General features: G+C 49.9%; 16 protein-coding genes. 8 read left to right on the top strand and 8 right to left on the bottom strand.

The features are described from left to right. Window positions 1-8: 8 nt before the first annotated feature. The gene (locus tag AC3CIC_RS01375; protein WP_488515161.1) at window positions 9-2,051 is read left to right on the top strand and encodes an insulinase family protein; all 2,043 of its coding nucleotides are present in this window, start codon (window positions 9-11) and stop codon (window positions 2,049-2,051) included. Window positions 2,052-2,090: 39 nt separating this feature from the next. Here AC3CIC_RS01375 and AC3CIC_RS01380 read toward each other — a convergent pair whose 3' ends face one another. After that, window positions 2,091-2,759 (bottom strand): response regulator, encoded by a 669-nt coding sequence (locus tag AC3CIC_RS01380; protein WP_488515162.1) that lies wholly within the window; start codon window positions 2,757-2,759, stop codon window positions 2,091-2,093. Between the two features lie 370 nt (window positions 2,760-3,129). Here AC3CIC_RS01380 and nosP point away from each other — a divergent pair, with 370 nt between their 5' ends. The 6 genes from nosP to AC3CIC_RS01410 all read left to right on the top strand — a co-directional run bounded on the left by nosP (window position 3,130) and on the right by AC3CIC_RS01410 (window position 11,848). Further along, the gene (nosP, locus tag AC3CIC_RS01385) at window positions 3,130-4,347 is read left to right on the top strand and encodes a nitric oxide-sensing protein NosP (protein ID WP_488515163.1); all 1,218 of its coding nucleotides are present in this window, start codon (window positions 3,130-3,132) and stop codon (window positions 4,345-4,347) included. Window position 4,348: 1 nt separating this feature from the next. Beyond that, on the top strand, window positions 4,349-6,988 hold the full coding sequence (locus AC3CIC_RS01390; protein WP_488515164.1) for a hybrid sensor histidine kinase/response regulator: 2,640 nt from the start codon (window positions 4,349-4,351) through the stop codon (window positions 6,986-6,988). 82 nt (window positions 6,989-7,070) lie between these two features. Next, the gene (locus AC3CIC_RS01395) at window positions 7,071-7,301 is read left to right on the top strand and encodes a hypothetical protein (RefSeq protein WP_016959069.1); all 231 of its coding nucleotides are present in this window, start codon (window positions 7,071-7,073) and stop codon (window positions 7,299-7,301) included. Between the two features lie 251 nt (window positions 7,302-7,552). Then, window positions 7,553-9,376 carry an assimilatory sulfite reductase (NADPH) flavoprotein subunit gene (locus AC3CIC_RS01400; RefSeq protein WP_488515165.1) on the top strand — a complete coding sequence of 608 codons (1,824 nt, stop codon included), beginning with the start codon at window positions 7,553-7,555 and terminating at the stop codon, window positions 9,374-9,376. Beyond that, window positions 9,376-11,094: an assimilatory sulfite reductase (NADPH) hemoprotein subunit gene (cysI, locus tag AC3CIC_RS01405; RefSeq protein WP_488515166.1), complete on the top strand. Its 1,719-nt coding sequence runs from the start codon at window positions 9,376-9,378 to the stop codon at window positions 11,092-11,094. The genes AC3CIC_RS01400 and cysI overlap by 1 nt, the downstream gene beginning before the upstream one ends. Further along, complete coding sequence (locus AC3CIC_RS01410; protein WP_394212191.1) at window positions 11,087-11,848, top strand: phosphoadenylyl-sulfate reductase; 762 nt, start codon at window positions 11,087-11,089, stop codon at window positions 11,846-11,848. The genes cysI and AC3CIC_RS01410 overlap by 8 nt, the downstream gene beginning before the upstream one ends. 83 nt (window positions 11,849-11,931) lie before the next feature. Here the strand turns inward: AC3CIC_RS01410 and AC3CIC_RS01415 are convergent, their stop codons facing one another. Continuing rightward, on the bottom strand, window positions 11,932-12,090 hold the full coding sequence (locus AC3CIC_RS01415) for a hypothetical protein (RefSeq protein WP_488515167.1): 159 nt from the start codon (window positions 12,088-12,090) through the stop codon (window positions 11,932-11,934). 88 nt (window positions 12,091-12,178) lie between these two features. Continuing rightward, on the bottom strand, window positions 12,179-13,075 hold the full coding sequence (locus tag AC3CIC_RS01420) for a LysR family transcriptional regulator (protein WP_488515168.1): 897 nt from the start codon (window positions 13,073-13,075) through the stop codon (window positions 12,179-12,181). Between the two features lie 129 nt (window positions 13,076-13,204). Between AC3CIC_RS01420 and AC3CIC_RS01425 the strand changes: the two genes are divergently transcribed. Further along, window positions 13,205-14,011, top strand: a complete 807-nt coding sequence (locus AC3CIC_RS01425) for a hypothetical protein (protein WP_488515169.1) — start codon at window positions 13,205-13,207, stop codon at window positions 14,009-14,011. A gap of 87 nt (window positions 14,012-14,098) precedes the next feature. Here AC3CIC_RS01425 and AC3CIC_RS01430 read toward each other — a convergent pair whose 3' ends face one another. From AC3CIC_RS01430 to AC3CIC_RS01450, 5 genes are all read right to left on the bottom strand, one after another. Beyond that, window positions 14,099-14,752, bottom strand: a complete 654-nt coding sequence (locus AC3CIC_RS01430) for a DUF2380 domain-containing protein (protein WP_488515170.1) — start codon at window positions 14,750-14,752, stop codon at window positions 14,099-14,101. A 2-nt stretch (window positions 14,753-14,754) separates the two neighbouring features. Continuing rightward, window positions 14,755-15,633 carry a quinoprotein dehydrogenase-associated putative ABC transporter substrate-binding protein gene (locus AC3CIC_RS01435; protein ID WP_394212201.1) on the bottom strand — a complete coding sequence of 293 codons (879 nt, stop codon included), beginning with the start codon at window positions 15,631-15,633 and terminating at the stop codon, window positions 14,755-14,757. 9 nt (window positions 15,634-15,642) lie between these two features. Then, window positions 15,643-16,023 (bottom strand): hypothetical protein, encoded by a 381-nt coding sequence (locus tag AC3CIC_RS01440; protein WP_016959059.1) that lies wholly within the window; start codon window positions 16,021-16,023, stop codon window positions 15,643-15,645. Window positions 16,024-16,058: 35 nt separating this feature from the next. After that, window positions 16,059-16,508: a plastocyanin/azurin family copper-binding protein gene (locus AC3CIC_RS01445; protein ID WP_016959058.1), complete on the bottom strand. Its 450-nt coding sequence runs from the start codon at window positions 16,506-16,508 to the stop codon at window positions 16,059-16,061. 118 nt (window positions 16,509-16,626) lie between these two features. Continuing rightward, window positions 16,627-18,429: a methanol/ethanol family PQQ-dependent dehydrogenase gene (locus tag AC3CIC_RS01450; RefSeq protein WP_488515171.1), complete on the bottom strand. Its 1,803-nt coding sequence runs from the start codon at window positions 18,427-18,429 to the stop codon at window positions 16,627-16,629. Window positions 18,430-18,751: the final 322 nt, after the last annotated feature.

The raw sequence follows: 18,751 nt of genomic DNA on the forward strand, positions 1-18,751 counted from the left end.
GGAAGTCTATGGCGAAATCACATCCTGCCGCGCCGGATTGGCTATTGTTGCCGCCCAACGAGCAGCAATTGGAAACAGGGTGGGTGGGTTATCGCCATGTGAGTGGAGCGCTGCACTGGCATCATGCCTCGTCGGAAGAATCACGCTTAAGTGCGGCGATTGTTCTCCCCACGCCCGTTAATGATGACAGTGGGATCACCCATGCGTTAGAACACATGGTGTTGCGTGGTTCCATGCGCTATCCCGAACCCGAAACCTTTCTTTCCCTTCGCAGTGAGCTGGCTTTGCTCGAATTCAATGCCAGCACCCAAAAAGAGACCACCCGTTTTCACCTGTCAGGGTATGACCCGAATTCAGTACTGCGCGGCATAGGCTTTTTTGCGGACAGCATTTTGTCGCCGCAGCTGACGCAAGAAGATTTTGATCAGGAAATCGTTCGTCAGCATGACAGTGGGTACGACGGCGCGATGTATCGTGAAATTGGCGAATACATGCGTCATCAAAGCTTTCGAGCGTCTACGGTGCAAGCGGTGAATAGTGACCTGCGAGCGGCGCTTTATGGTGGGATGCCCGATACCATTCCTCAATTAGACATCGGCATGCTTCGTCGCTATCACAGCCATTATTATCGTCCTGACAACATGCTGCTACTGACCTCAGGTTCTTGGCCGATGGTGGCGTTATGGCGGCAAATGTCCAAAGCGCTTAACAATGTGGGAGAGCCTTTGCCAGTATCAATGGAAATCCCGAATATATTCGCGGACATTCCACTTGAGAAAGACGGCGATCGAATTGAAACCTTGCCGTTTTCTTCACATTGGGCGGCGGCGCTATATCCGACGCTGAATGCGCTTAAGAGCCAGAAACAGTTGAAAGCCTTAGGGGCGGAACTGCTGCCGTTGACCAGTGATTTTCAACCTGTGCCCGCGCTGCGATGTTGCGTGTCGGCGCAATGTGACAAGCATGCCCTTGAACGTCATATTGATGATTGCTGCATTCGTCTTTCTTCACGTCGTGCGATGTGGAAAACCGGTTGTTTCACGCTGCAACAGGGCAGAAACATGGTGAATCGATGGGGGAATGGGTTGCAGCGTTTGTATCACGAATTTTCAGAAACCCCATTTGCACCATCGTGTTTACAAGCAGACGTCTGCGATTCTTTGCTGCAACAAGACCTAAAAGAGAATACACCGCATCGTCATGGCGAATGGCTTTCTCCTTGCCCGCCGCTGACTCGCATGGCGATTTTGTGTCGCAGCAATGTGCGTGATGCAGAAACGCGTAGCAGCTTGGAACGCTGGCTTGTGCTTTGTCAGCAGCGCACGCTCAGATGGGCATGGATGAAAGGTAAGCCCATGCTTGGCTCGATGAGGGAGTGGCATTGTGCCAATGCGTTGGTGCTGGGCTATACCGTGGATTTGCCTGAAAGAGACGTCGTCGCACTGCGCCATTTCTGGCATCAAACACTGAGTGCAGATGAGATCAGTGCCGTCGATGGCGAGTGGCAGCATACGCCGCAAGGCATTGTGTTTTGCTGTGCGGGCAGTGTTCCTGTGGTTCGCACAGGGGCTATCATGGCCAGTCACCGAGATGACGAGACGGCGATGCATGTGACGTTGTCTTTCCCTCATACGACCGAAGCAGGCGCCATGGCAGCGCTTGGGCAAGCGGTAATGGCATCCTCATTGGTGCAAAAGCGTCGATTAGGTGGGCGTTGTTACAGCGTTGCGGTATCGCTGGATTTAATGAGCTACGAATTGACCTTTGATACCGTGGCCGATAGCGATCCGAGTGTCAGTTTCATTGCGCTGCTAAATGCGTTTGAAACCCTTTCTTTACCCTTAGGTGAAATTGGTTTTGAACAAGCATGCCGCGGTGGATTAGGTCTGGTATCGGCGCGTTACAACAAATCTCATGCCCGATTTCATCGGGCTTTGCTTAACACAGTAGGGCGAAGCGTCGCGCTGGACTTTTCTGTGGTGACCCCAACAAATCTCGCCCAACTGGCAACCAAAGTGCTTTATGCGTTAAAGCACCCAACGTTGCATTGAAGCGGGTTCGTCCGGTGATCAGAGCGCCTTGCCGATAGATCACCGTTTGAGGTAGCTATCAAAGTCGATATTGGTGACGCCAACAACCGCTTGGATCCGATTGTGCACGCCCAATTTCTTTAAGATCGCTGACACGTGAGATTTAACCGTGGTTTCGGAAATACTCAGCTCGTAAGCGATTTGCTTGTTGGCGGAGCCTTGTGCCATCGATTTTAATACCAACAATTGGCGGCGCGTCAGGGTGTGGAGCATTTCAGGAGAAAACTGCGGGTCGTCTTTGCGACGCGGAGAGCCGTCTTTATCGCTCTCTGCGCGAATGATGTCAGCCGGTAAATACACATGGCCATCAAGGATTTGCTCGAAGGCCTCGCGCATTTTCTCGCGAGAGGCGCTTTTGGCGATGAAACCTACGGCACCATACGCAATGGTCTGCAAGATAATTTGTTTGTTGGTTTCCGCTGAAATAATCGCGATAGGGATGGTGGGGTGTTGATTGCGAAGCTCGAGCAAACCTTTAAGGCCGGCCATGCCAGGCATGTTGAGATCAAGCAAGATAAGATCCAGCTCAGAATGCTCATCCGCCAGCACCAGCGTGCGTTCGATATCTTCTGACTGAAGGATCTCACACTCTTCATAGCGCCCGCGGATCACCGAGATCAGCGCATCACGAAAGAGAGGATGATCGTCAGCAACGAGAAATTTGTACATAACACAATCCCTTCAAGTAGTCGCACCACCATCTTCCCGATAGGGCTTACAACTGTGTATCTGCAAGTTTAAAACGCCAGATTCTGCAGGTTAAAAAAAGCGAAGCCATCGTCACGTCATAGGCAACGATACGCCTGTCTTTTAGTGTAGAGACCCTGATTCCATTTGTGACCCATGACCTGTCACATTCTTGAAATTTTTGACTCGCACAGTTTGCAAAATTGTAAATATCCTTCGTAAGTATGAGGTTTCAATACCAATACAACGCGTAAACTAATAAGTGATGTATACCTTGTATCTCGAGGTTACTCGGGTATCGAGACACCTAATTTGATCGTGATTCAATTCTGAACGCGACTAGGAGGCCGACATGGCAGCGCTTCAACCATCAGTGCAGCAATCGTCAGTGCAGAAACAGGCAATATTCAGTGCAGCGACTTATCAGCTTGATGCGACCAAGGCGGCGCATGAGCTCGCCCTTCAGCTTGATAACGAAGAGATTGGCTTTGTGCTGTTCTTTTGCTCCTCGGCTTACGATTTGGAGGCGCTGGGCAAAGAGATGAACCATGTGTTCTCGCATTGCGAGGTGATGGGCTGCACGTCGGCGGGGGAAATTACCGAGTCGGGGTATGCCAAAAGCAGTATCAGTGCGCTGGGCTTTTCACGCCGAGATTTTAAAGTGTCTGGGATGCGCGTGCCGTTAGAAGAGTTTGATCTTCATGCGGCGCAGCTTTGTGTCAGCTCGCTCATTGAAGCTTGCCAGCACGATCAAAAAGCGCCGATCAGCAGCAATACTTTCGTACTGACGTTAATTGATGGCCTCTCGCCCAACGAAGAGCGCTTTTTGGTCACGCTCGATACCGCGCTGGGTCGTTTGCCGCATTTTGGTGGCTCGGCAGGCGATGACATCAACCTTGCCAATACTCATGTTTACAGTGAAGGGGCGTTTCATACTGAATCTGCCATTGTGGTGATGTTCAACACCCATTGCCCCTTTGAAGTGTTCACCACTCACCATATTGAAAGCCTCGACAGTAAGCTGGTGGTAACCGAAGCCGATTGCACGGCGCGTCGCGTGTATGAATTTAATGCCGAACCGGCTGCAGAGGTATACGCAAGGGAAGTGGGGATCGCTCTGGAAGATCTGCGCCCCGAGATCTATGCCTTGCACCCGCTGGCGGTGTTGATTGGCGATCAGTATTACGTCCGCTCGATCCAGAAAGTGAATGAAGATCTGAGCCTCGATTTCTATTGTGCGGTGGACGACGGCATTGTGGTCACCGCGATGCGACCGGGCGATCTGTTTGCCGATACACAAACCAAACTGAGCGCGATTGAAGCGCGCATTGGCGAGCTTGAAATGACCTTAGGTTGTGACTGTTTCTTGCGGCGGTTGGAGATCGAACAGGCGCAGATGCGCGATAAAGCCAAAGCCATGTTTGCCCGTTTTCGTCTCATTGGTTTTAACACTTATGGCGAGCAGCTCAATGGTATCCACATGAACCAGACGCTCACAGGGGTGATGATTGGGAAGCCGCCAAAATCAGGCGAACCTTATACGGAAAATACAGAGCGAAAGGTAGGCTAAATTGAGCGACGAACAACAGACATTGGAACAACAACTGGCTGCCCTAAAAGCCGAAAACGCACGTCAAAAGAAGATGATTGATGCGTTGGTTCGCCGTGTTGAACAGGGCGGAGGTGGCGCGCAGCTAGATGCTTGGGGCGCGTTTCAACATTCTGTTGTGTTGGCAGATCAGGTTCGTGAAAAAACTGATGAGCTTAATCATGCGCTGCAATCGATTGAGTCGGCAAATCGCCAATTATCGCAGGCAAAATCCCAAGCCGAGCAAGCGCATCAGCGTTTTATCGACGCCATAGAATCTATCTCTGATGGTTTTGCCTTGTATGATCCTAATCGCGAGCTTGTCTATTCCAACAGCCATTTCCAACGTTACTGGCGTGATAACGCTATCTCACTCAATACCCCAGCATTGACGCCAGAAAAAATTCGTCAGCTGGCGGAAGATCACGGTTTGATTGTGCGCGAAGTGGATGAAAATCATAACGGGCATACGATAAAACTGCACGACAATCGCTGGTTACAAATCAAAGAACGCGAAACCAGTGATGGCGGCATGGTGATGTTGTATTCCGATATTACTCAACTCAAGTTGGCGGAAACGGCCCGCTTTGAAGCCGCGATGGCGGAAAAAAGCCGCGTGCTGCAAAACATGGTCGATAACCTGTCGCAAGGCGTGCTGATGGTGAGCAAGCAAGGCGGTATCGAGGTTTTTAACCAACGCTTTCTTGCCATGACAGGGTTTACTCAAACCCAACTTAACGGCGCGCACATTGAGGCGTTAACGGCGGCTTCGCCAATGACGTTGTGGCGTATTGGGCGCGGAGGGATGCATCCGCCCGAAGGAATACGCGTACAAACCTTGCCGGACGGACGCGTGATTGAAGTGCGCAGCCATGCGATGGAAGATGATGGCTATGTGAATACCTACACCGACATTACGCAGCGCTACCTTGATGCCAAAGAGCTTCGTGAAACCGAACAATGGCTGAGACTGATCACCGATAATGTGCCAGCCCTTATCGCCTATGTTGGAGACGATTTACGCTATCAATTTACAAACCGCGCCTATGACCAATGGTATGGCTTCCCAAGCGGAGAATTGCTTGGGCAGCATATTTCCATTTCACGCAGCCAATCCAAATTTGCCGCACTGAAACCCTATGTTGATCGCGCACTGTCTGGCGAGTCAGTGGTGTTTGAAATTGAAGAATACAACGCCAGTGGAGAGGCTCGCTACGTGGTAAAAAGCTATGTGCCGAACCAGTCATCGAACGGCACTATCACCGGATTGTTTGTTCTCAATTGGGATATCACGGAACGTAGACAAAGTGCGCAACAGTTAGAGTTGGCGTACCAGACGCTGGAAGTACGGGTGCAAGAGCGTACCGCACAGTTGCAGGAACTTAACACCCAGCTTCAGGGTGAAGTGGAAGAGCGTCGGGTGATTCAAGAGCGCTTGCTGGAAACCAAAAAAGAAGCAGAACGCGCTAACTTGTCTAAAACCAAATTCCTTGCCGCAATTAGCCATGATCTGCTGCAGCCACTCAATGCGGCGCAATTGTATCTTGGCTCTTTGCTCAGTCACCGAATGTCGCCCTCTGCACGCAAGCTGGTCAACTCGCTGACCCATTCTTTGGATGATGTGGAATCATTGATCACCACATTGGTGGAAATTTCCAAGCTTGATGCGGGCGTGGTCAGGGCAGATAAACAGTCATTCCCAGTTAGCGATCTACTGGACAATATCGCCCATGACTTTGCTCATGCTGCAGAAGGTAGCCGTGTTGAGGTGCGTTACGTGCCAAGCTCTGCCTGTGTGTACTCTGATTCCCAACTGCTCGCCCGTATTCTTCGCAATCTGATGACCAATGCGCTTCGTTATACTTCGTCGGGTAAAATTCTATTGGGCAGTCGTCGTTGTCGCGATGGGCTACGCATTGAAGTGCTCGATACAGGTGTAGGCATTCCGGAAGATAAGAAAAAAGAAATATTTCAAGAATTTAAGCGCTTAACGTCTGATCATGATCACCTTCATACCCAACTAGGACTTGGCCTTGCCATCGTGGATAAAATTTCCAGCGTACTGGGGCACACAGTGACAGTGGATTCCATCCCCAGCGTCGGCTCGCGTTTTTCTGTTCTTGTGCCCTATGGCGCAGCCGAAACACAAAGCCCGCGCAATATTGAAGCTTTGGTGGCGGATGGCGTTGTGGCGCTGCAAGGGGCGCGAGTGTGGGTGGTAGATAACGATCAAAACATTTGTAGTGCGATGGAAGAGTTATTGCAACGCTGGGGCTGTGAAGTGACTACGGCAGGTTCATTGCAAGCGCTGCAAATCAGTTGTGATACGGTGCAATCGCCCGTGGAATTGTTGATCGCCGATTATCACCTTGATAACCAACTGACAGGGTTGGCATTAGCAAAATCGATCAATGCTCAACGACTGCAGCCCGTGCCGACCGTCATTGTGACGGCCAATCGAAGTGAAGAATTACAGCACCACGCGCGCGACTGTGGCTACTTGGTGCTGCATAAGCCCATTTCACCAATGCGCTTGAAAATGACCATGGTGCATCTTATCAACGGCGATAATGGCGACGGTCTTTCGTTGAAGTCGGCGTCAACATCGTCTCGAAATCGATAGCACGGCCTGTGGCACATCCAAGTCGGGGCGACTATGCTTTTGAGTATTCTCCTCTGTTTTGGTACGTGAACAGGAAGGCTTAATGACAAAATCAGAACTTCGTTCCCTCTATAGCCAGCAGATGCTGGTGGAAGCCGTCGTCGAACCTTCTTTATCTAGCGATGGATGGATTGTTGAGTTTCGCCATGCCAGAGGCGGCCTTGTACCACTCACCGATGGCAATGGCTTAGAGCAGTGTTTCGGCGACGTTGATCTTGCCACTGAAAATGCGTTGGATATTGGTTTTCACCAAGTGCGCATCGTCGACATGTAACCTCGTTTTCTCTCTGTAAGTTATCGCGTTGCGTTCACTGCGCTGCATGGCGCTGACTCTCTAACCCCTTTAATCCTGCTTCTACTCTTGCATCAGAACGTCTTGATTCCCTTCCTCACTCATCCTTGTGCTTGCTGTCCACCACAGGCATGGCTAATACCCATGGTTATAAAACATGCATTTCTATTCTTTCTAGTTATTACGCCGAATGGATATTCTATGATCACGAAATAATAAAGGAATGTCGTGACATGTTACTCAAGGAACTTTCTGCGCTGGCAAGTCCGCTTAACGATCAGCAGATCGGCCAACTGCAGCAGACCGTGGCAGAATTATCGCCACAACAGCTGGCCTGGATCAGCGGCTACTTTTGGGGCTTAAGCCAGACGCCTGCAACAGCAGGCAGCAACCCTCAACCCCTTGCGCAGGCGGTTGCCACAGCAGCGAAGCCTGCGGGCAAGCTCACCATCATCTATGCATCGCAAACCGGTAACGCGAAAGGTGTTGCTGAAGCATTGAAAGCGAGCGCGCATGCTGATGGTGTCGAGGTTGCACTGTTTTCAGCCGATGATTACAAACCCCGTGATCTGGCCAAAGAAACACACCTGATCATCGTCGCATCCACGAACGGTGAAGGCGAAGCGCCTGATAACGCGATTTCACTGCATGAGTTTCTTCAATCGAAGAAGGCACCAAAGCTGGATAACCTGCAATATGCGGTGTTGGGCTTAGGCGATTCAAGCTACGAATTTTTCTGCCAAACCGGTAAAGACTTCGATGCATTCCTGTCAAAGCTTGGCGCAAAAGCCATTATTCCTCGCCTTGATTGCGATGTGGACTACGACGCAGATGCCGATACTTGGCGTGCAGATGTGCTGGGTAAAGTCAAAGAAACGATTGGTGGTGGCGCTGATGAGGTGGTGGTGCCACTGCATGCTGCAACCACAGCCGGCGCAGCATCGGCGTACAATAAGCAAAACCCGTATGCGGCGGAATTGGTCACCAACCAAAAAATTACAGGCCGTGATTCAGGCAAAGATGTTCGCCACATTGAGATTGATTTGGGCGAGTCCGGCTTAACGTATCAGCCGGGTGACGCGCTGGGTATTTATTACAGTAACAGCCCTGAACTTGTTGACGAGATCTTGGCGAAAGTCAGCCTGACTGGCGATGAAAGTGTTGAAGTAGGCGGCGAGTCTTTGTCGCTGCGTAAAGCACTGACGGACAAGTTTGAAATCACTGCCGCTAACCCACAACAAGTGGCGGCATATGCAGAACTGTCTGGTAGCAAAAAGCTTCAGAAGCTGGCGGAAGACAAAGACAAGCTTCGCCAATACGCCAACAACACTCAAGTTGTCGATGTGCTGGGTGAGAAGAAAACCAAGCTGTCTGCCGAGCAACTGGCTGGCTTGCTTCGCAAACTCACCCCGCGTTTGTATTCTATTGCTTCAAGCCAAGAAGACGTGGGTGAAGAGGTGCATTTGACGGTGGCTTTGGTGGAATTCCAACACGGTGACAATACCCGTATTGGCGGCGCATCAGGTTTCTTGGCGCAGCGTGCAGAAGATGCAGAGTCCGTGAAAGTGTTTATTGAACACAACAACAACTTCAAGTTACCTGCTGACGATAACGCCCCTGTGATCATGGTCGGGCCGGGTACCGGTATCGCACCTTTCCGCGCCTTCATGCAAGAGCGAGATGTGCGTGGCGCAGAAGGTAAAAACTGGCTGTTCTTTGGTGATCGTACCTTCACCCAAGATTTCCTTTACCAAGTCGAGTGGCAGAAGTTCCTCAAAGATGGCTTATTGACCAAAATTGACCTCGCCTTTAGCCGAGATCAAGCCGAGAAAGAGTACGTTCAGCATAAAATCCTTGAGCAAGCTGAAGCGGTTTGGCAGTGGCTACAAGAAGGTGCATACCTTTACATCTGTGGCGACGCGACCCACATGGCGAAAGATGTCCATGAAGCATTGATTAACGTTGTCGAGCAGCAAGGCGGCAAGAGCCGAGAAGACGCAGAAGGTTATTTGAATGATCTGCGTAAGGCGAAGCGCTATCAAAAGGATGTGTATTAATGAGTGACAAACAAGTTGTATTGGGTGAAGAACTTGGCCCATTGGCTGATAACGAGCGCCTGAAAAGAGAAAGTAACTTCCTGCGCGGTACGATTGAAAAAGACTTGGGTGATCGCGTCACGGGTGGATTTACAGCAGATAACTTCCAGCTGATCCGTTTCCATGGCATGTATCAGCAAGATGACCGCGACATTCGTGCGGAGCGTCAAAAGCAAAAACTTGAGCCGCTGCAAAATGTCATGCTGCGTGCCCGTATGCCGGGTGGCATCATCACGCCAACTCAGTGGCTGGCGATTGATCAATTCGCGACTGAACACACTATGTACGGCAGTATTCGCCTGACCACACGTCAGACGTTTCAGTTCCATGGCGTACTAAAGCCGAACATCAAGTTGATGCACCAAACGCTGAACAAAATTGGTATTGATTCCATCGCAACAGCGGGTGATGTGAACCGTAACGTGCTGTGTACCACCAACCCAGTAGAATCAGAGCTTCACCAAGAAGCGTATGAGTGGGCGAAGAAAATCAGTGAGCACTTGCTGCCGAAAACCCGTGCGTATGCGGAGATTTGGTTAGACGGTGAAAAGGTTGAAGGGCATCAAGACGAAGAGCCGATTCTGGGTTCTAACTATCTGCCACGTAAATTTAAAACCACGGTTGTTATTCCGCCGCAAAACGACGTGGATGTCCACGCGAACGATCTTAACTTCGTGGCCATTGCTGACAACGGCAAACTAGTGGGTTTCAACGTATTGGTCGGCGGTGGTCTGGCAATGACCCACGGCGACAATGCAACGTACCCGCGTAAAGCTGACGATTTTGGCTTTGTGCCACTCGATAAAACGCTAGATGTGGCAACCGCGGTAGTCACCACGCAGCGCGATTGGGGTAACCGTTCAAACCGTAAAAACGCGAAAACCAAATACACCTTGGATCGCGTCGGTACGGATGTATTTAAAGCAGAAGTGGAAAAACGCGCAGGCATTCAATTTGAAGCGGTTCGCCCGTATGAATTCACTGACCGCGGCGATCGCATCGGTTGGGCAGAAGGCATTGACGGTAAACACCACTTGGCGCTGTTCATCGAAAACGGTCGCTTACTGGATTATCCAGGCAAGCCACTGAAATCCGGCGTTGCTGAAATTGCCAAGATCCACAAAGGTGATTTCCGCATGACCGCCAACCAGAATTTGATCATTGCCGGCGTGTCGAAAGCGAACAAAGCGAAGATCGACAAGATTGCGCGTGAATACGGTTTGATTGACGATGGTGTGAGCGAGCAGCGCAAGAACTCCATGGCGTGTGTGGCGTTCCCAACTTGTCCATTGGCGATGGCTGAAGCCGAGCGTTTCTTGCCGCAGTTCGTCACTGACGTTGAAGACATTTTGGAAAAACACGACTTGGAAGATGAGCATATCATCTTGCGTGTCACGGGTTGCCCGAACGGCTGTGGCCGCGCAATGTTGGCTGAAATTGGGTTGGTCGGTAAAGCGCCGGGCCGTTATAACCTGCACTTAGGCGGTAACCGTGAAGGTACCCGTGTGCCTAAAATGTATAAAGAGAACATCACCGATGCGCAAATCCTCGAAGAGATCGACACTTTAGTTGGTCGTTGGGCGACAGAGCGTAACGACGGTGAAGGCTTCGGTGATTTCGTCATTCGTGTTGGCGTGGTTGCAGAAGTGATTGTCTCCAAGAGGGATTTCTATGCCTAAATTTCAACTGTCCGATTTGCTAAGCCGCAACAAAGCTCAGCAAATCTTGGAACTGGCGCCAATTAACGCTGAACTGGAAACCCTGTCAGCACAGGAGCGGGTTCAGTGGGCGTTGGAAAATCTGCAGGGCGAGTTCGCTTTGTCATCAAGCTTTGGCATTCAAGCGGCAGTGATGCTGCACTTGGTGGTCCAAGAAAAACCAGATACCCCCGTGATCTTGACGGACACAGGCTACTTGTTCGCAGAGACGTATCAATTTATTGATGATCTCACCAAGCAGTTGTCATTGGACTTGCGAGTTTATCGCGCTGAGCAAAGCTCTGCTTGGCAAGAAGCGCAATATGGCAAGCTGTGGGAGCAAGGTGTTGACGGCATTCAACAATACAACCGCATCAACAAAGTTGAGCCAATGCGTCGTGCGCTGGATGAACTGAACGTGGGCACTTGGTTCTCGGGTCTTCGCCGTGACCAATCAAGCTCGCGCCAAACCTTGCCTATTCTTGGTATTCAAAATGGCGTGTTCAAGTTCTTGCCCGTGATTGATTGGACCAACAAAGACGTGCATTACTACCTGCAAGAGCACAATTTGCCGTACCACCCATTGTGGGATCAAGGCTATGTCTCAGTCGGTGATGTGCACACTACGCGTAAACTTGAAGAAGGCATGACAGAAGAAGAAACGCGTTTCTTTGGCCTGAAGCGAGAGTGTGGTTTGCACGAGGACGATGTCAGCGGTGACGGCGAGGGGATTTAAACATCAACTCATCTCGCCATCAGAACTGACATAGGAAAAAGTGACGCTATAAGCGTCACTTTTTTTATGCATCATTTTGGTGCTTAGTAATCACGAAAGGTGCGATCGACGTCTTTGTAGCACTGCTCTCTGTCGGCGTTGTTACGCATTTTTGAGCAATCATTTTCCGCCCATGAACGGCCAATCTCAGCACTGCAGGCGCTTAAGATGAACGGTATAACAAGCGGTAGAATCTTCTTCATGGCAGCTTTCTCCGTTTGGTGTTCATTGTCGTGTCGTGGGCGTCACTGACGGTTCGACTTTTCACATTTAATCGTTCAGTTCGCACTCTCAGGCATTGATTAGCGTGGTCAGGGTTTCTCTGAGCCATTGATTGGCTGGGCTGTTCTGATTGCGTTTATGCCACACCATCTGATGTACCACCTTTTGTGTTTTGAACGGTGGCGATAACACTTGTACGTCAAAGCGTTTGGCGTATTTACTGGCGAGCTTTTCGCTCGTCATCGCAAGGCATTCACTTTCACTCACCAGCGCCATCATGGATAAAACAGATTCACATTCAGCGCTGATCTTCCGCTCTTTGAGGATTTCCGTGGTAAAAAAATCAGCGGCATACAAATTTGAACGGCGAACCCGCAAAGTGACATGCTTCTCTGCGTAGTATTGCGCTTGGCTGATGGTTTGATGAATACGCGGGTGTTGATTGGCGCATATGAGTTTCATCGACTCTTCAAACAGCGGAACCGAAGCATAAGACTGTCCATCTACTTTCCCGATATCAATCGCCAAATCTGCTTTTTGCATGCTCAGTAACTCCAACATTTGATCTTCTTGGACGGGCGTTGGATTGAACTGAATATTGCAGTTTCCAAGTGCGGAAGAGCGTTCCACGATGGGTTGTAGGATTTGCACCGCCACTTCATTGGCTAACACGTTAAACGTGCGATGGCTCTGCGGGGTGAATTGGTTGATGTTCCCCATCGCCTTGTCCATTTGTTCAAATGCTGGGGTGATGTCACTGGCGAGCTGCACCGCGGCATAGGTTGGGCTGATCCCTCTGCCTTCTCGGACAAACAATTCTACCCCCACTTGTTGTTGCAAGCGCTTGAGAACACCGCTGACACCAGGCTGAGTCATGTGGAGCGCGTCTGCCGCTAAGGTAATCGAACGAAGTCGATAGACCTCTAAAAACACAGAGAGCAAGTTAAGGTCGAGTTTTGTATCCATAGAGAACGAGTCAACACATAATGAATGGTGATGTTTAAAGTAAAATTACATTTATTTATGCTTATGTGTCAACTCGCTACGATTCTCTCATCAAAACAAAAGCCCCTATTTCTGTTAAGAGAGGCAATCATGGCTACGTTCAAAAAAACACCCAGTCAGCGCATTCATTTTTTCCGTCATTCTCGCTCGCTGACACTGCTTTCTTTCGCTCTGGTAAGCCCTTCCTTGCTGGCATCAGATGGCGACGAGACCTTGCAAGATATGTCAGATCCTCTGGCGGTCTATACCCAAGGTGGCATGGGAGTGACAGACCAAGGTTTGAATTTCAAACTGGGTATGGCGTATGACACGGGTAATCCCGATACCATGGCCATGAACATTTTGGAGCTGAAAGGCTTTGCGGGTGATTTCTTGCATCTGGACGGTGATGACAGTTTTGATTCGCTTCGTTATCGCCATTTCAGTTTAGATACCACTACTGGACGCGGTTCTCAGCTTGATGTGAATTGGGACTTTGACAACGACCTTGGTAGTGCGTCTTACAGCTTTATTCAAGCGTTGCCTGCGATGGGGGATTTGCAATTATACCCCTTGGCTGGCGTAGGGTTAACCGTGACCGACACCGCTGAAATTCGTGGGGTTGAACATGAATTGGGTAGCGTGGGTTATGCGATTCCATCGACCTATATGGTGGTGGGGACTTACGCAAAATACACCATAAATGAAAATATTTGGCTCAACTACAACCCCATGTATATCAACACCCTGAACAGCAATCACTATATGTCAGATTTGATGGATGGATGGCACCATGAAGTGGCGGCGAGTTACCAATTGAACTCGCGTCAGAACGTACGCCTTTTTGCCAATTACGCTGACAGTTCAGGCTCAAGTAGCAGTGTGGATTGGCGTTTGGAATTTAACAATCAATTTTGAGGATTCTGATCAGTCTCTCGGTCTCGCATCAAGAGACTAAAGCGAATGGACACTTAGGATACAAGGATGTACCTCCATCAACGCTCGTTATTTTTCCTCTTTCCGCTGTTGCTCAACCGTATTTATCGCCTCATTGATTTGCCTCGCTAACGTATTCACCCCTCGCTGATTTAGTTTCTGTTGTTGCCCTTTTATTTCCACAATAATTTCAGGTAGTTGCTTGCCCGTCGGTACGTGGACAACATGGGTGATCAAATAGGCAAACAAAAAGCTGGGCTTATGAAGGCGACTCACCACCACCCAGTCAGTGTTTAACACCCTCCCCAAATCTGTAACCGCTCTGGGGTGAGAGAACAAATAACCAAAGCCCTGATCGGCCTCGGCGTAAAGTGCCGTAGGTACAGGTGTTATCGAAAAATCGTATTGCGTATTTAGGGCTTCTCTCAGAAGAGGTGCGAGTAAGGCGGTACGGGCAATTTCTGGGGCGTTTGGTGCATTTTCGCTGTATTGCGTTGCACGGTCGCTTTCTGCCAATGTCAGATCGTTGAGTTCAAAATCCAGCACAGCGACGGAAGCAAACGCGATAGGTATCCAAGCCAGCAGCAAAGAAATGAACAGCATGATGATGAAGGGGAGGAAGCTGCGAGCCCGCTTTTTAATCACTGGCGGCGTGGAAGGTTCTGACGCGGCAGGTAAACGAGAAGGTGCTTCTCTGCCGCGTTGCGATTTATTGGCGGGCATGATTAATCATCGTCGTCATCTGGTCGGGGTTTTGATGACGCTTCCACAACGGGGATGCCATAGTCTTGCAAGATCATGGCGATTTGCGGTGCATTGGCATCCATGGCCATTTCTACGGTTTCTTTCCATGGTCGCTCGCCATATCGGACGCCCATCGACATGGGGAAATCAAACACATTGCTGCCTTCTGATGTCATGGATATCACAGAAAGTTCAGGGTGAGACTTTACAAAGTACCCTGCAATTGGCCCCCATATCACCAACATATCGAATTCACCGTCAGCAACGCGCTTCACCATTTTTCCTGGGTAATCTTCGCCATCGCCATTCATGATGCGGAAAAATGATGTGTTGTCTTTAAAGCCGTTATCTCTCAGCCAAGTCACCGCGGGAGAGGGGGCGAATGCGGCGATACTTAGAGACTGTTTTACGCTGTCCGGCACAGTGGCAACGTCTTGTTGTGTCAACGCCGCACCCAGTGGTCCGTCTTTTTTGAAGATGATCGAATAAGATGAGCGGTAATAGGGCTTGGTGGTGGCGGCAATATCAAATTGAGTGGGGACACCAATGACAAGATCACAGGCGAAGCGCCCTGTGTTGTCTGACCAATTTTTCAATGTATTGCGGATAAATCCCATACGTTGGGGGAACCACACATATTCAACATCTAGCCCAAAATATTCACCCAGCTGATCGGCGATTTTGTTCTCAAAGCCTTGCTGATCCTTGTTGGAATAAGGAAGGTTGTTAGGGTCTGCGCACACTCTCAGTTTGTCTGGCAGTGGTGAAGGGAAGGATTTCTCCACCGCTACCGTTGGTTGCAAGATGAGGGTGAATAACAAGGACAATAAGGCAATACTGCGATAACAAAATGACTTCATCTTTGCCTCCTACTGCTGGATACGAGTGATTTGCTGCGCCGAGAAGCACTGTTGGTCGGCTTCTTCACGAATCGCGAGAAGCTCACCTCTGGCAGTGCGGCTGTCTTTGGACGAACGGAAATAGCCACCGCGCTCGCCACGCATGTTGCGCAGGCGCAAGAAGGCATCAGCATGAACATAATCATCGAAGGCGAGTTGTTCGGAAATCTTGTCTATGACGCAACTGCAACCGTACATGTTGACGTAGCTAGGGCCGCCTTTGAGTGCCATGCACTCTTGGACGAATTTCACCCTTTCTAGTGTGGGGAAGTCATTGGCACTGGCTGGCTGGGAGAGAGCCAGCAATGCCAAGACAAAGAGTGAACTTACCGTTTTAACTGCTTTCATCATAAGTTGCCTCCTGCAATTTATCCGCGAATCGGGCGTTATAACAAACCTTGCTGTTGCATCTGTTTCTTGAATTTCTTTAATAGCCCTTTGGCGGGCAGCAGTGATTTATCTTTTTCTATTTCTGCCATGTAGCCGTCGATAATGCCTTCAATGTCACTCGGGTTACCGACCAGTAAAACGCCGCCCATTCGAGCGCCCCAGTGTGGGGTGCATTTGTAAACGTAAACACCTTCGTTTTCGAACACGAAGCTAACGTTCATTCCCATTTCAGTTTGTATTTTCTCTGTGCCTTCTGGCACCATCACATCAATGGTTTCAATCAGGTGTGCTGGCATATTGGTCCATGAGACTCTATCGCCTGGCTGTAAAACCACGACCATCGGCGCGAATTTCACCCCAACCGCCTTTACTTCATATTCTTCTGCATATCCCTGGCTTGTTAAGCCCAATAACAAACAAATTGACCACAAAAAACGTTTAGCCATATAAATTCCCTTCTCAGCAATAACATTGAGTTTAGAAGGCAACCGCTTAATTCAATTGGTTGCATTGATTCAATGTTGAGAAAAAAGGGGAGTTAAACTCCCCGGGTTATTGTTTTGATTAGTTAGGTAAAGCGAAGACCGTCAGCACACCACCCAATTGGGTGTAATCAGACAGTTTACGGTAGGCGCCTACTGCACCCAGACCGTCTGTATCACCTTCAAGACCTGCGGCCATGCCGATACCAGCCCAACCACCTACGCCAGACAGAATAGCGATGTATTGCTTGCCGTCATGGACATAAGTGTTGACGTTACCGATGATGCCGGATGGCGTTTTAAAGCGATAAAGCTCCTCACCCGTTTTTTCGTCCACCGCTTTGAGGTAGCCCTCAAGGGTGCCGTAAAATACCACGCCGCCGCCTGTTGCCAGTGCGCCACTCCATACGGAGAACGGCTCTGGGATTGACCAAACGATTTCACCTTTTTCTGCATCCCAAGCAATGAAGTTGCCCAAGCCGCCATGGCTTCCTGGCGCTGGGAACATGGAAAGGGTCGCGCCCACGTAGGGTTGACCTGCGGTGTAAGCGACTTCAAATGGTTCGTAGTTCATGCACACATGGTTGGTAGGGACATAGAACAAACCAGTACGCGGGCTGTACGATGCAGGTTGTTGGTCTTTCGAGCCCAATGCGGCAGGGCAAATGCCCTTGGTATCCACATCTTCTTCGCTGGTAGAGTATTTCGCCACAACTTGTGGTACGCCCGTTTCCATATCGACATGGGTTGCCCAGTTAACCGCAGGATCAAATTTCTCTGCCACTAGCAGTTCACCGCTGATACGGTCAAGGGTGTAACCAAAGCCGTTACGGTCGAAATGCACCAGCAGCTTTCTGTCTTTGCCGTTGAATTTCTTATCGACAAGGATCATCTCGTTGACGCCGTCATAATCCCACTCATCGTGTGGCGTCATTTGGTACAGCCATTTGGCCATGCCCGTGTCAGCATCACGCGCCATGATGGTCATCGAGTATTTGTTGTCACCTGGGCGCTGTGAAGGGTTCCATGTACTTGGGTTACCTGTGCCGTAGTAGATAAGATTCAGGTCAGGATCGTAAGTGAACCAACCCCACGTGGTACCGCCACCAATTTCCCACTGATCCCCTTCCCAAGACTCGAGGCTCGAATCTTTACCTATGGGTTTGAGCATGGCGGTGGTTTTTTCAGGATCGACAAGCATTTCCTCGTCAGGGCCTGTGCTGTATGCACGCCAAGCTAGGCTGCCGTCTTTGATGTTGTAAGCCGTGAGGTAACCGCGTACGCCAAATTCACCGCCACTGATGCCTGTGATGATTTTGTCTTTCACCACGAGCGGCGCGTTGGTGTTGGTGCCGCCTGATTTAGGATCGCCATTGACGATTTTCCAAATCACTTCACCGGTTTTCTGATCGAGTGCGACCAATGTGGTATCGGCTTGTTGCAAGAATATTTTGCCGTCGGCGTATGCTAAGCCGCGGTTGACGGTGTCACAGCACATGACCGCGATGACGGAAGCGTCTTGTTTTGGTTCGTATTCCCAAACCAAGGCTTTGGTTTTCAAATCGATGGCAAACACTTTATTGGGAAAAGGGGTGTGGATGTACATGGTGTCGCCCAATACGAGTGGTCCACCTTCATGCCCGCGCAACACGCCGGTTGAAAATGTCCATGCCACCTGAAGATCTTTCGCATTCTTTGCGTTGATCTGATCCAGCGGACTATAGCGGTTGCCGGAATAGTTACCGCCCCACATCACCCACTGATCCGGATCTTGCTGTAATTTTAATAGCTCGTCGTTTGCCTGAGACGCTGCTGGAAACAGCAGAGTTAGGGAAACAGTTGCTACTGCGAGCAAACTGCTTCGCAACCTTTTTACACCTATCATGTTTACTTCCTCCGTGACAGCGAGTGCTATTGAGCGTTTGGTGCTCAAAGGCACATCAGCCTTAATTGTCTCAATTTTTGATGGGCGCAATCCGCGGGTTGTGAGGGACGCTATTTTGGCCAGCACGCAACGTATGAAAGAACATAAGGTTGTGCTTGTGGCTTGTTGGCGATCTACAACATGCGGTCTCGCGTTTCAGCATTGACCCCGAATGCCAATTCGTTCCAACATCGGATGATGCGACAATGCTGCCGCCCATTGATAACGAAGTGTCGTCATCAAAACGTTGGTGAATTGAGTTTATGGCAGCTTTTGAGGTTGT

It is taken from the genome of Enterovibrio sp. QJM3NY_24, from assembly GCF_057786035.1.